Below are 12,673 nucleotides of genomic sequence, written 5' to 3'. Positions count from 1 at the left end.
TGGCCTCAGCTCGCCTTGGCCTGCTGCGGCAGGTTGCTCTGGATGATCTGATGGATCACATCGTCGGCGCTGTGCAGCTGCTTGGCGTAGACGTCGGTATCGAACACCTGGCCCTTGGCGGTTTCGGTCGGCAGCACGGTGCCCTTCTGGTCGCGCAGGCTCACTTCGGCCTTGATCGACAGACCGATGCGCAGCGGGTGCTCGGCGAGCTGCTTGGCATCGATGGCGATGCGCACCGGCACGCGCTGCACGATCTTGATCCAGTTGCCGCTGGCGTTCTGCGCCGGCAGCAGCGAGAACGCCGAACCGGTACCCAGGCCGAGGCTGTCGATGCGGCCCTTGTAGGTGACGTCACCGCCGTACAGGTCCGAACGCAGCTCCACTTCCTGGCCCAGGCGCATGTGGCGCAGCTGGGTTTCCTTGAAGTTGGCTTCGACCCACATCTGCTCGGTCGGCACCACGGCCATCAGGGCATTGCCCGGCTGCACGCGCTGGCCGACCTGCACCGAACGACGGGCGACGTAACCGGTGACCGGCGCGACGATGCCGGCGCGGGCATTGTTGAGATAGGCTTGGCGCAGCTGCGCGGCGGCGGCCTGCACGTCCGGCTGGGTCGCGATCACGGTGTCATCGACCAGCGCGTTGCTGCGCTCGAAGGTCTCGCGCGAGCCGGCCACGGCGGCTTCGGCAGCGGCCAGTTCGGTGCGGGCATGCGCCAGTTCTTCGTTGGAGATCGCGCCGGTGTTGGCCAGATCCTTACGACGGTTGAAATCCTCGCGCACGCGCTTCAGGGTGACCTGGCGCGCGTTCAATTCGGCCTGGGCGCCTTCCACGCTGCGGTACAGACCGCGCACCTGGCGGACCGTCTTGGCGAGGTTGGCTTCGGCCTGCTGCAGGGCGACTTCGGTATCGGCCGGATCCAGCTGGACCAGCAGCTGGCCGCGCTCGACGCGCATGCCGTCATCGGCGTTGATCCCGACCACGGTGCCGCTGATCAGCGGGGTGATCTGGACCTGGTTGCCCTGCACGTAGGCATCGTCGGTTTCTTCGAACCAGCGGCCGAACATGAAGTACCACAGGGCCAGCGCGGCCAGCAGCAGCACGACGACGACCAGCAGGCCGCGCAGCAGCTTGCCGCGACGGGAGGGAGCTGCCTTCTCGGCAGCGGGGGCGGAGGTCTGACTCATGGGGATGACTCTCAGGAATGCGGGGATTCGGGGGTGGCGGCGACCGTGGCGACGTCGCTGGTCGGGGTGAAACCACCGCCCAACGCCTGGCTCAGGCGGACCGAAACAAGGATCTGACGCGACTGCAGGCTGGCCAGCCGCTGCTGGGACACCAGCAACTGCTCTTCGACACTGAGCACGTCCAGGTAGCTGCCGATGCCGGCGCGGTAGCGCTGCTCGGCCAGGTCATGGGCGGCGCGCGCGGTGCTGACGGCCTGGGCCTGGGCACTGGCCTGGTCGGCCAGCGAACGCACCGCGTTGACCTGGTCGGCGACGTCACGCAGCGCGTTGACCACGGACTGGTTGTAGTCGGCCACGGCCAGGTCGTACTGCGCGTCGGTCTTGCCCAGGTTGGCGCGCAGGCGGCCGCCGTCGAAGATCGGCAGGCTCAGTGCCGGGCCCAGGAGGGCGAACGTCGAGCCACTCTTGAGCAGCTGGTCCACTTCACTGGAGACCACGCCGCCCAGGGCGGTCAGGTTGAGGCTGGGGTAGAACGCGGCCTTGGCCGCGTGGATCTCGCGGTTGGCCGCCTCCACGCGCCAGCGCGCGGCGACGATGTCCGGGCGGCGACCGAGCAGTTCGCTCGGCAGCACGCCGGGCAGCTGCAGCGCCAGCGGGTTCAGCATCTGCGGGCGTTCGATCTGCAGGCCACGGTCCGGGCCCTGCCCGACCAGCGCGGCGAGCGCGGTGCGGGCTTCATCGATCTGCTGCTGGGCGGCCTGCTGTTGCTGCTGCGCGGCCGGGATGCGGGCCTCGGCCTGGCGGGTCTGCAGGTCGCTGTCGATGCCTGCGGCGCGGCGCTGGCGGGTCAGCTCCAGGGTCTTCTGCGAGCGCGCCAGTTCTTCGCTGGCCACGTCGTGCAGCGTCCACGCGTAGCCCAGCTGCGCGTACGCCTCGGCGATGGCGGCGGAGAGATTCAGGCGCGCGGCCTGGGCGTCCACTTCCGCGGCGTGACCGCTGTCCACGGCCGCTTCCCAGGCAGCGCGCTTGCCGCCCCAGAGGTCGATGCCATAGCTGAAGCTCAGGTAGGCCTGGCCGCTGCCGGCGTAGCTGCCACCGAGTTCGTCACCGACCATCGATTGGGGCAGGCGCACGCCGGTGTAGCCGCCGGAGGCGGAAAGGCTGGGCAGGCGATCGGCGCGGGCGGTGCCGATCTGGGCACGGGCCTGGCGCAGGCGCGCATCGGCGGCCTCCAGCCCGGGATTGCGCTGCAGGCCTTCGGCGATCAGGGCGTCAAGCTGGGGGTCGCCCAGCGCGCGCCACCAGTCGGTGGCCGGCCAGCCGGGCTGGCTCAGGCCGTTGCCGGCCAGGGTGCGCTGGGTCTGCAGGCTGTCGGCATCGAGCAGACGGCCCTGCGGCTCCAGGCCGCGGCTGCTGGCACACGCGGCCAGCGCAAGCGCCAGCATGGAGACCAGCACCGGCCGCAGCGGGCGCAGTGGATGAGAGCGTTCAAACATGGAAGTCATGGCGTTACCAGTGAGTCGCGTACACGGGTCATGAGGGAAAGCAGCTGCGCGCGTTCGTCCGAAGACAGATCACGCATGGCGTCGTCGATGGTCTGGTCCCCGCGCTGTTTGAGGCGGGCCCACAACTGGCGGCCCGGCTCGGTCAGCACGATCTGCAGTGCCCGCCGGTCCTGGGCATGCGGCTCGCGCCGCACGCAATCCAGGGCTTCCAGCTTGTCCAGCAGGCGGGTCACCGCGCTCGGCACCTGGTCCAGGGCCTGGGCCAACTCGTTGGCGGTGCACGGGGCACGCGCCGCGAGCACCTTCAGGCCGAGATAGTGGGTGAAGCCAATACCGAGGTTTTCCTCGGCCATCGACGTGTCTAGCTGACGGACCAGGCCATCGCGCACTTGGCGCAGCAGGAGTCCGAAGCTGGGGGGATGGGCATCAGGGCAGATCATGGGTGAGCATTCTCTTCCAAAAAATATATTTCTCAATAGAAATATTTAATCTGGAACCAAATGCTGTGTTGCAACAATCAGAACAATGGGCAGGTCGCTACCTTAATGGCGCCCTGGACTGGCCCGGTATTACAATTTGGACAATGGATAACACTTTCAGGCCAGGGCGCGAGACCGACGCCACCCATATGATCCGCAACCAGGTGCTGGACTGGTTCGAGCGCGACGATGGACTGGGCGTGCTCGGCTTCCGGATCGAGAGCGCCCGCGGGCTGGACCGGGAGATCGACTGGCACCAGCACCGGCGCGCGCAGCTGATCTGCGTGGAGGCGGGCCTGCTCACCACCCGCACCCGCCATGGCACCTGGTCGCTGCCGCCCGGCTGCGCCGGCTGGATGCCGCCGGGAGAGCCGCACACCGTGGATATCTGTGGGCCGCTGCGGGGCTGGGGCATCATCGTCAGCGCGGCGATGGCCCACGACCTGCCCGACGAGCCCTGCGTGGTGGCCATTTCCGATCTGCTGCAGGCCCTGTCGCTGCGGGTCACCGCGTGGGTGCCGGCGGCCGAACCCAGCCTGCGCCAGCAGCACATGATCGAGGTCCTGCTGGATGAAATCCGCAATGCCCCGCGCCAGCGCATGCACCTGCCGATGCCGCAGGACCGGCGCCTGCTGCGGATCGCCTCGCAGCTGATCGCCGATCCGGCAGACGGCCGCAGCCTGGAGCAATGGGCCCAGTGGGCGGGCCTGTCGCCGCGTACACTGACCCGGCACTTCCGCGATGAAACCACGCTCAGCTTCGCCCAGTGGCGCCAGCAGGCCCGGTTGGCCGAGGGCCTGCGCCGCCTGTCCGATGGCCAGAGCGTGTCCGACATCGCGCACGAACTGGGGTTCAGCAGCCCCAGCGCCTTCGTCACGGTGTTCCGCCGCCACTTCGGCAGCCCGCCCGGGCGCTATCTGGCGCGCAGCGGACACTCCCTGAACCCATCACGCGGCTTGGCATCCCCGGCCGCATCCGGATAATCATCCGCCTGCGAGGGCGACAGCCGTCGCCGTCCCTTGCCACAGGTAACAATCCCGCATGACCGATCTTGCCCGCCCCGCGTTCCACGGCTTTGAACAGCTGCCCCTGCGCGAGTACGCCGAACGGGCGTACCTGGACTATTCGATGTACGTGGTGCTCGACCGCGCACTGCCGTTCCTCGGCGACGGCCTCAAGCCGGTGCAGCGCCGCATCATCTATGCGATGAGCGAGCTGGGTCTGAACGCGTCCTCCAAGCCGAAGAAGTCCGCGCGTACCGTCGGTGACGTGATCGGTAAGTACCATCCCCATGGCGACAGCGCCTGCTACGAAGCGCTGGTGCTGATGGCCCAGCCCTTCTCGTACCGCTACCCGCTGATCGAAGGCCAGGGCAACTTCGGCTCGACCGACGATCCCAAGTCGTTCGCGGCGATGCGTTACACCGAGTCCAAGCTGACCCCGATCGCCGAAGTGCTGCTGGGCGAGATCAACCAGGGCACCACCGACTGGACCCCGAACTTCGACGGCACCCTGGAAGAGCCGACCTGGATGCCGGCGCGCCTGCCGCACCTGCTGCTCAACGGCACCACCGGCATCGCCGTCGGCATGGCCACCGATGTGCCGCCGCACAACCTCAACGAGATCGTCAGCGCGCTGCTGCACCTGCTCGACGACCCGGATGCGACGGTCACCGACCTGTGCGAGCACGTGAAGGGCCCGGACTACCCGAGCTTCGCCGAGATCATCACCCCGATCGCCGATCTGCGCACCATGTACGAGACCGGTTACGGCAGCGTGCGGGCGCGCTCCACCTTCCTGAAGGAGAACGGCAACATCGTGATCAACGCGCTGCCGTTCCAGGTATCGCCGTCGAAGGTGATCGAGCAGATCGCCGCGCAGATGCGTGCCAAGAAGCTGCCGTGGCTGGAAGACATCCGCGATGAGTCGGACCACGCCAACCCGGTGCGCGTGGTGCTGGTGCCGCGCTCGAACCGCGTGGACGCCGAGCAGCTGATGGGCCACCTGTTCGCCACCACCGACCTGGAGCGCAGCTACCGGGTCAACCTCAATGTGATCGGGCTGGACGGCCGCCCGCAGGTCAAGAACCTCAAGACCCTGCTCAGCGAGTGGCTGCAGTTCCGCAGCACCACCGTGACCCGCCGCCTCAACCACCGCCTGCAGAAGGTCGAGCGCCGCCTGCACATGTTGGACGGCCTGCTGGTCGCCTTCCTCAACCTGGATGAAGTGATCCACATCATCCGCACCGAGGACGAAGCCAAGCCGGCGCTGATCGCGCGCTTCGCGCTGAGCGAGGAACAGGCCGAGTACATCCTGGAAACCAAGCTGAAGCAGCTGGCCCGCCTGGAAGAGATGAAGATCCGCGGCGAGCAGGATGAGCTGGCCAAGGAGCGCGACAAGATCGTCGGCATCCTGGAGAGCAAGGCCAAGCTGAAGAAGCTGATCCGCGACGAGCTGGTGGCCGATGCCAAGAAGTTCGGCGATGACCGTCGCTCGCCGCTGGTGCAGCGTGGCGCGGCGCAGGCCATCGACGAGACCGAGCTGGTGCCGAGCGAACCGATGACGGTGGTGCTTTCGGAGAAGGGCTGGATCCGTGCGGCGAAGGGCCACGACATGGACCCGTCCACCCTGTCCTACCGCGATGGCGATGCGCTGCTCGGTTCCGTGCGCGCACGCAGCACGCAGCAGGTGGCATTCCTGGACAGCGAGGGCCGTGCGTACTCGACCCTGATCCACACCCTGCCCTCGGCCCGTGGCAACGGCGAGCCGCTGACCGGTCGCTTCTCGCCGGCCCCGGGCAGCGCCTTCATGACGCTGGCCAGTGGCGAGAACAACACGCGCTTCGTGCTGGCCTCCACCCACGGCTATGGCTTCGTGACCCGCTTCGAGAACCTGACCGGCCGCAACAAGGCCGGCAAGGCGATGCTCAACCTGACCTCCGGCTCCAAGGTCCTGACCCCGGCCGTGGTCGCCAATCCGGAGACGGACCGCATCGTGGCCGTGACCAGCTCGGGCAACCTACTGGCGATCGCCGCCAGCGACCTGCCGGAACTGGACAAGGGCAAGGGCAACAAGATCATCGACATCCCCAAGGCCAAGCTCGCCACCGAGCGCGTGGTCGCGGTGGTGTCGGTGGCGCCGGGCAACACGCTGCTGGTCCGCAGCGGCCAGCGCACGATGAACCTGTCCTTCAAGGACCTGGACACCTACCTGGGCACCCGCGCCACCCGCGGCCATCTGCTGCCGCGTGGCTGGCAGAAGGTGGAAGGCCTGGCGGTGGAATAACACCGTCCAGTGACTTGTACAACCGATCACGCACAGACAAAAAGGCCGGGGTTCCCCGGCCTTTCTGCTTGGTGCAGCGTCGGCTGGCTGGCGGATGCTGGCTGGCGGACGAGGGTTTGATGCGGCGTGCTGGCGAAGGCTGGCTGGCGCGAGAACCCGATGACGGGGTGGTGGATCGTGACGCATCCAGTACCCGTCTGGAGATACAGCCCCCTTGGAGTCCAAGGGGGCGCGCCGACAGGCGCGGGGATGTGGAAAGTGATAAGCCGGGGCCCGCGATGTGCGCAGCACGTCGTGGGGCTGAAGCGCGTATGCGCTTCAGTGCGCGGCGGTACCCTTCGCATCCATCTTGCTGGTCTGGTACAGCGCCAGGCCGATCCGCTTGATCAGGCCCAGCTGCTGCTCCAGCCACCAGGCGTGGTCTTCTTCGGTGTCCTTCAACTGCACCAGCAGCATGTCGCGGCTGACGTAGTCCTGGTGCTGTTCGCACAGCTTCATGCCGGCGGCCAGGTTGTTGCGGACGCTGTACTCGGTGTCCAGGTCCTTCTGCAGCATCTCTTCCACGGTCACGCCGGGCTCGAACACATGCGGGCGCATGTCCGGGTCGCCGCCGAGGAAGAGGATGCGGCGCAGCAGCGCATCGGCGTGCTGGGTCTCTTCTTCCATTTCGTGGTTGAGGCGCTCATAGAGCGCGAACAGGCCCTGGTCTTCGTAGCGGCGCGAATGGATGAAGTACTGGTCGCGCGCGGCCAACTCGCCGCGCAGCAATTCCTTCAAGCAGGCGATGACGTCCGGGTTGCCTTTCATGGGGGTGCTCCTGATGAATCAATGCGCGCATGGTGCCCTATCTGGAATTCCGGTGATCTAATCGGAATCAGTTGCAGTTGCGCTTCCACCGCTCCATCGCATTCAGCAACGGCCCGGTCATGGCCGTGGTCACCAGCGCCATGATCACCAGTACGGCAAACAGGCGGTCCCCCAGGAAGCCCAGCTCGTAGCCCAGGTTGAGCACGATCAGCTCCATCAGGCCGCGGGTGTTCATCAAGGCACCGAGCTTCCACGCCTCATGGCTGCCCATGCCGGCACTGCGCGCGGCGCTCCAGGTGCCGATCAGCTTCCCGAGGGTAGCCACCACGATCACGATCAGGCACAGCACCAGGTCGCTGGCCTGCAGGGCATCGGCGCGCATGCGCAGGCCGGTCATGGCGAAGAACAAGGGCAGCAGCAGGGTGACCGCGAACGGCTCGACACGCTCGGCCACGGTATGCCGCAGGGTCGCGTTGCCGGACACCGCCACGCCGGCCGCGAACGCGCCGAACAGCGCGTGGATGCCCAGCATCTCGGTGACCAGCGCGCAGCCCAGCGCCATCAGCAGCATGATCAGCAGCCAGCGTCCTTCCTGGCCCGGTGCGATCACCAGGCGCGAGAACCACGGGCGCACCACCCCCAGCATCAGCGCGACGAAAGCGACCACGCAGACCAGGTTGATCGTCGCGGGCACCCAGCCCTGCGATTGAGCAGCCGCCACGATCAGCGCCAGCAGGCACCATGCGGTGGCATCACCGAGCGCGGCGCAGGCGATGGCGGTCTGGCCCAGCGGCGTGCCGGTCATGCCACGGTCGGCCAGGATGCGCAGCAGCACCGGGAAAGCGGTGATGCTCAATGAGATACCGACGAACAACGCAAAGCCGGTGAAGCCCACGCCCGGCGGTGCGTGCGCGCCGTACAGCCAGATCGCCAGCAGCACACCCAGCACGAACGGCACCGCGATGCCGGCATGGCTGACCACGAAGGCAAAACGACGCCGCCCCCGCAGCCCGCCCAGATCCAGCTCCGCGCCGGCCACCAGCAGGAACATCAGCACGCCGAGCTGGCTGAGCAGGCCGAGCGAACCGAGCGATGCCGGCGGGAACAGCATGCCGTGCACCTGCGGCAACACGGCGCCCAGTACCAGCGGCCCCATCATCAGGCCCGCCGCCATCTCACCGATCACACCCGGCTGGCCGAGGCGACGGAACACCCAGCCCGCGCCCTTGGCGACCATCAGCAACACCAGCAACTGCAGCAGGAACAGACCGAGCGGCGCATGCAGATGCGCGGCCCAGTCGGCGCCCAGCGAGGACTCGGCACGGGCCACCTGTGCGGTCACGGCCGGGCCGGCAAACCGCGCCAGGCCCAGGCCGATCAACAGCGGCAGTGCCACCCAACCCAGGTAGCGCCATGCCAGCCCGCTGCGGCACATGCCGGTGGTGTCAGAGTCCATGACCGATCCCCATCGATTGAAGGGGCGATTCTACGGGCTGCACGCACTGCCACACCACCGCGGACGACGCGGCGGTGTGGCCCATCGGTCAGGCCAGTGCCTGCTCGTGCACGCCGGCGATGGCGCGCCCGGAGGGATCCGCCATGGCCGCAAAGCTGGCATCCCACGCGATGGCGGCCGGCGAGGAACATGCGATGGACTTGCCACCCGGCACGGTTTCCGCCGCGGCCTGGGTCGGGAAGTACTGCTCGAACACGTGGCGGTAGAAGTAGGCTTCCTTGGTCTGCGGCGGGTTGTGCACGAAGCGCTTGTCCGCGGCCGCCATCACGCGGTCGCTGACCTGGGCCTCGGCATGCGCCTTGAGCCCGTCGATCCAGCCGTAGCCGACGCCGTCACTGAACTGTTCCTTCTGGCGCCACAGGATCGCGTCCGGCAGGTAGCCTTCGAAGGCCTCGCGCAGCACCGCCTTCTCGATCCGGCGTGCACCGGCGGGTCCCTGCCCGACCATCTTGTGCTTGGCATCGATGCGCATGGCGACGTCGAGGAACTCGCGGTCCAGGAACGGCACGCGCGGCTCCACGCCCCACGCCATCATCGACTTGTTGGCGCGCAGGCAATCGTAGTTGTTGAGCGCGTCCAGCTTGCGCACCAGCTCTTCATGGAACTCACGCGCGTTCGGCGCCTTGTGGAAGTACAGATAGCCACCGAAGATCTCGTCGCTGCCTTCGCCGGACAGCACCATTTTCACGCCCATCGCTTTGATCCGGCGCGCCAGCAGGAACATCGGCGTGGACGCTCGGATGGTGGTGACGTCGTAGGTCTCCACGTGGCGGATCACTTCCGGCAGCGCATCCAGCCCCTCTTCGAAGGTGTACTCGAAACCGTGGTGCACGGTGCCCAGCGCTTCGGCGGCGATGGCGGCGGCAGCCAGATCGGGCGAACCCTTCAGACCGATCGCGAAGGAGTGCAGGCGTGGCCACCAGGCTTCCGTCTGATCGCCATCTTCGACACGGTGGCGGGCATAACGCGCGGCCACGGCCGCGACCAGCGACGAATCCAGACCACCGGAGAGCAGCACGCCGTAGGGCACGTCGGTCATCAACTGGCGGTGCACCGCGCGCTCGAACGCCTCGCGCAGCTCAACGCGGTCGGCCTCGACGCCTTCCACCGCGTCGTAATCGCGCCAGGGGCGTTCGTAATAGCGGGTCAACGTGTCGGTGGCACTGTCGTACCAGTGGCCCGGCGGAAACTGCGCGGCGTCGGCGCAGATGTCCACCAGCGACTTCAGTTCGGACGCCACCACCAGGCGGCCGTCTTTGTCGTGGCCCCAGTACAGCGGCACCACGCCGATCGGATCACGTGCGATCAGCACGCGCTGCTGGGCGCGGTCCCACAGCGCGAAGGCGAAGATGCCGTTGAGGCGGTTCAGGAAGGACGCCGGGTTGTCCTCGCGGTACAGCGCGTTGATCACCTCGCAGTCCGAGCCGGTCTGGAAAGCGTACGGCTGGGCCAGTTCGGCCTTCAGTTCGCGGTGGTTGTAGATTTCGCCGTTGACCGCCAGCGCCAGGCCGCCGTCCTCGGACAGCAGCGGCTGCGAGCCACCGGCGGGGTCGACGATGGCGAGCCGCTCGTGGACCAGGATGGCGCCGTCATCGACATATACCCCGCTCCAGTCCGGGCCACGATGGCGCTGGCGCTGCGAGAGGTCCAGCGCATGGCGGCGGAGTGCGGGGAGGTCGTCGCCGGCCTGGAGGCCGAAAATACCGAAGATCGAACACATGGGAACAGCTCCTGATAATGGGGGAATACACGTGTTGCAGGCATTCGACCGGCCACCCGGGCCCGGAAGGGGTAAACCCGGGCCACAAAAAAACCCGCATCGGTCGATGCGGGTTTTCTGGGGTCCGGGCGTGTTGCTTGTACTAGCCCTGGTCGCAGTCCCGCATCGGCCGCGCACGATTATTCGCGCGCAGATTGGTGCGGTTGGTATTGTTGACAGCGGTGGCCGGGAACGAGGACATGGACCGACCGTAACCGGGTTTCGACGGCGGTGCAACTGTTGCGATGGCAACCAAACCGACCGCCGCGGACAACCCGGCGCACCGGGGCCGGGCGATAATCACCGCCCTTACGCATCACCTGGCTGGCATGACCCCTCGCATCGGACGCATCGCTTCACGCCTGGGCGGCATCGCCCTCACCTTCGCCCTGGTCGCCTGCAGCAGCGCCCCGTCACGGACGCCCGCGAGCATCGTGCAGTCGGTCGAGGCGAAGGCCGCCGACGGCAGCTTCGACAGTGCCTGGGACGCGGCGAAGACGTACGAAACCTTCAACGATCCGCGCGCGGTGGCGTGGTACGAGCGTGCCGCCGCCGTCACCCCGTGGACCTTCCACAACCCGCAGGCCGAAGAGGCACTGGGCCGGATCTGGACCCACGGTGAGCTGCTGCACGGCACCGGCCCGAACATCGTCCAGGGCACGGCGCTGCGTGCCTCGCCGCGGAAGGCCGAGCGCTGGTACCGCACCGCGGCCGAGCACGGCAACCCGATGGCGATGCTGATGCTGGCCAAGTTCCATCGCGAACGCGGTGACGCAGCGAGTGCGCTGCGTTGGGACCTGCGCGCGACCATCTACCACCACATGCAGTCCGAATCCTCGCGGCTGCCGCAGGCGATCGCGCCACAGCCTGATGGCACCCTGCATCCGCTGGTCATCGACATCCAGCGGCGTGCGCAGCGTGGCGATGCCGGTGCCCAGGTGGATCTCGGCGCGATGTACGAACTCGGCATGGGCCTGCCGCGCGATGGCATCGAGGCACTGCGCTGGTATCGGCGTTCGGCCGACCAGGGCAATGTGTATGGCCAGTACTTCACTGGTCTGCTGCTGGGGCGTGGGCGCGCGGGTGTGACCAAGGATCTCGACGCCGCCGCCGGTTGGTTTGCGAAGGCCTATGCGCAGAAGTTCTATCTCGCCGGGGAAACCTACTGGCGCAAGACCATCGAGCCGCCGTTCTGGACCTTCGGGTAGTGCCGGCCGCTGGCCGGCTCGCGTGATTGCGTTGCGACATGGGGAGCCGGCCAGCGGCCGGCACTACCGGGCATTGGCGTCGCTCCGTTTTGTACACATTCCGCAGCGACCTTCAAGTCTGCCCCTGGTCCGGGACATCACCCAGAATGGACGCATGAACACTGTCACTTTCCGCGATGAGACCGTCACCCGCGAGCGCATGCAGGCCATCATCGCCGCACATCCGCGGGCAGCCATTTTCGAGAGCTGCAGCTTCGATCATGGCGACTTCTCGCGGCTGGACATGGATGGCTTCCAGTTCCACCAGTGCTCGGTCACCGGCGCGTCCTGGCTGGCGGCCTCACTGGAAGAAAGCCAGTGGACGAAGTGCCGTGGCAGCCAATGCGATTTCAGCTCGGCGCTGCTCAGCGACGCGCGCTTCTCGCACTGCGATCTCAACAACAGTCACTGGCGCCGCGCGACGTTGTCCTCGGTGCAGTTCCAGGACTGCAAGCTGACCGGCGCGCACCTGCAGGAAGTCACCGGCTGGGCACTGGAATTCCGCGATTGCCTGCTGGTGAGCGCGGACCTGCGCGGGATGTCGTTTCGCAAGGCCCAGCTGGAGGGCATGGATTTCTCCGAGGCTGAGCTGTCCGGCTGCGACTTCCGCGATGCGGTGTTCAACGGCGGCAGCCTGCGCAACGCACAGACGCGGCTGACCCGGTTTGAAGGTGCGGACCTGCGCGGCACCGACATCAGCGGGCTCAACGTGATGGATGCCAAGCTGTTCAAGAAGGCGGTGATCTCGCAGCGCCAGGCGGCGGCCGCGTTGGCGTCGTTCGGGCTGATCGTGGCGTAGGGGCGAACCGACCAACGGTCAGCGCAGCACATGCACCGGGTAGTGCCGGCCGCCGGCCGGCTCCCGTGATGGCCAGACCGAAGGAGGAG

The 12,673-nt window shown here is 67.4% G+C and carries 10 protein-coding genes; 4 read left to right on the top strand and 6 right to left on the bottom strand.

Going from position 1 to position 12,673, the window contains the following annotated elements; genetic code table 11:
• Positions 1 to 5: 5 nt before the first annotated feature.
• The 3 genes from emrA to ABE473_RS16505 are packed head-to-tail and all read right to left on the bottom strand — an operon-like array spanning position 6 to position 3,132.
• Positions 6 to 1,187: a multidrug efflux MFS transporter periplasmic adaptor subunit EmrA gene (gene emrA / locus ABE473_RS16515; RefSeq protein ID WP_346490238.1), complete on the bottom strand. Its 1,182-nt coding sequence runs from the start codon at positions 1,185 to 1,187 to the stop codon at positions 6 to 8.
• Between the two features lie 11 nt (positions 1,188 to 1,198).
• Entirely contained in the window at positions 1,199 to 2,683 is a 1,485-nt protein-coding gene (locus ABE473_RS16510) for an efflux transporter outer membrane subunit (RefSeq protein ID WP_346490250.1), read from the bottom strand.
• 5 nt (positions 2,684 to 2,688) lie between these two features.
• Positions 2,689 to 3,132: a MarR family transcriptional regulator gene (locus tag ABE473_RS16505; RefSeq protein ID WP_019184373.1), complete on the bottom strand. Its 444-nt coding sequence runs from the start codon at positions 3,130 to 3,132 to the stop codon at positions 2,689 to 2,691.
• 143 nt (positions 3,133 to 3,275) lie between these two features.
• Here ABE473_RS16505 and ABE473_RS16500 point away from each other — a divergent pair, with 143 nt between their 5' ends.
• Both ABE473_RS16500 and parC read left to right on the top strand, forming a co-directional pair.
• Positions 3,276 to 4,154, top strand: a complete 879-nt coding sequence (locus ABE473_RS16500; protein WP_346490237.1) for a helix-turn-helix transcriptional regulator — start codon at positions 3,276 to 3,278, stop codon at positions 4,152 to 4,154.
• A gap of 58 nt (positions 4,155 to 4,212) precedes the next feature.
• Positions 4,213 to 6,456, top strand: coding sequence for a DNA topoisomerase IV subunit A (gene parC / locus ABE473_RS16495; RefSeq protein WP_346490236.1), 2,244 nt, complete (start codon positions 4,213 to 4,215; stop codon positions 6,454 to 6,456).
• 318 nt (positions 6,457 to 6,774) lie between these two features.
• Here parC and bfr read toward each other — a convergent pair whose 3' ends face one another.
• The 3 genes from bfr to asnB all read right to left on the bottom strand — a co-directional run bounded on the left by bfr (position 6,775) and on the right by asnB (position 10,499).
• Positions 6,775 to 7,263, bottom strand: a complete 489-nt coding sequence (gene bfr, locus ABE473_RS16490) for a bacterioferritin (protein WP_176989944.1) — start codon at positions 7,261 to 7,263, stop codon at positions 6,775 to 6,777.
• A 67-nt stretch (positions 7,264 to 7,330) separates the two neighbouring features.
• A complete protein-coding gene (locus ABE473_RS16485) occupies positions 7,331 to 8,719 on the bottom strand; it encodes a cation:proton antiporter (protein WP_346490235.1) in 1,389 nt (462 codons plus the stop codon).
• Positions 8,720 to 8,807: 88 nt separating this feature from the next.
• Positions 8,808 to 10,499 carry an asparagine synthase B gene (asnB, locus tag ABE473_RS16480; protein WP_346490234.1) on the bottom strand — a complete coding sequence of 564 codons (1,692 nt, stop codon included), beginning with the start codon at positions 10,497 to 10,499 and terminating at the stop codon, positions 8,808 to 8,810.
• 368 nt (positions 10,500 to 10,867) lie between these two features.
• On the opposite strand from asnB, the gene ABE473_RS16475 reads away from it, so the two are divergent.
• A complete protein-coding gene (locus ABE473_RS16475; RefSeq protein ID WP_346490233.1) occupies positions 10,868 to 11,746 on the top strand; it encodes a tetratricopeptide repeat protein in 879 nt (292 codons plus the stop codon).
• A 154-nt stretch (positions 11,747 to 11,900) separates the two neighbouring features.
• Positions 11,901 to 12,584 carry a pentapeptide repeat-containing protein gene (locus ABE473_RS16470; protein ID WP_176989948.1) on the top strand — a complete coding sequence of 228 codons (684 nt, stop codon included), beginning with the start codon at positions 11,901 to 11,903 and terminating at the stop codon, positions 12,582 to 12,584.
• Positions 12,585 to 12,673 lie beyond the last annotated feature (89 nt).

It is taken from the genome of Stenotrophomonas sp. TWI700, from assembly GCF_039673645.1.
Lineage (GTDB): Bacteria > Pseudomonadota > Gammaproteobacteria > Xanthomonadales > Xanthomonadaceae > Stenotrophomonas > Stenotrophomonas maltophilia_AA.
This window is presented reverse-complemented; position numbering and strand designations above follow the sequence as displayed.

What these genes read in the sequence shown, in the direction of transcription:
- emrA (WP_346490238.1), bottom strand. Translation starts at nt 1,187, where the DNA reads ATGAGTCAGACCTCCGCCCCCGCTGCCGAGAAGGCAGCTCCCTCCCGT.
- ABE473_RS16510 (WP_346490250.1), bottom strand. Translation starts at nt 2,683, where the DNA reads ATGTTTGAACGCTCTCATCCACTGCGCCCGCTGCGGCCGGTGCTGGTC.
- ABE473_RS16505 (WP_019184373.1), bottom strand. Translation starts at nt 3,132, where the DNA reads ATGATCTGCCCTGATGCCCATCCCCCCAGCTTCGGACTCCTGCTGCGC.
- ABE473_RS16500 (WP_346490237.1), top strand. Translation starts at nt 3,276, where the DNA reads ATGGATAACACTTTCAGGCCAGGGCGCGAGACCGACGCCACCCATATG.
- parC (WP_346490236.1), top strand. Translation starts at nt 4,213, where the DNA reads ATGACCGATCTTGCCCGCCCCGCGTTCCACGGCTTTGAACAGCTGCCC.
- bfr (WP_176989944.1), bottom strand. Translation starts at nt 7,263, where the DNA reads ATGAAAGGCAACCCGGACGTCATCGCCTGCTTGAAGGAATTGCTGCGC.
- ABE473_RS16485 (WP_346490235.1), bottom strand. Translation starts at nt 8,719, where the DNA reads ATGGACTCTGACACCACCGGCATGTGCCGCAGCGGGCTGGCATGGCGC.
- asnB (WP_346490234.1), bottom strand. Translation starts at nt 10,499, where the DNA reads ATGTGTTCGATCTTCGGTATTTTCGGCCTCCAGGCCGGCGACGACCTC.
- ABE473_RS16475 (WP_346490233.1), top strand. Translation starts at nt 10,868, where the DNA reads ATGACCCCTCGCATCGGACGCATCGCTTCACGCCTGGGCGGCATCGCC.
- ABE473_RS16470 (WP_176989948.1), top strand. Translation starts at nt 11,901, where the DNA reads ATGAACACTGTCACTTTCCGCGATGAGACCGTCACCCGCGAGCGCATG.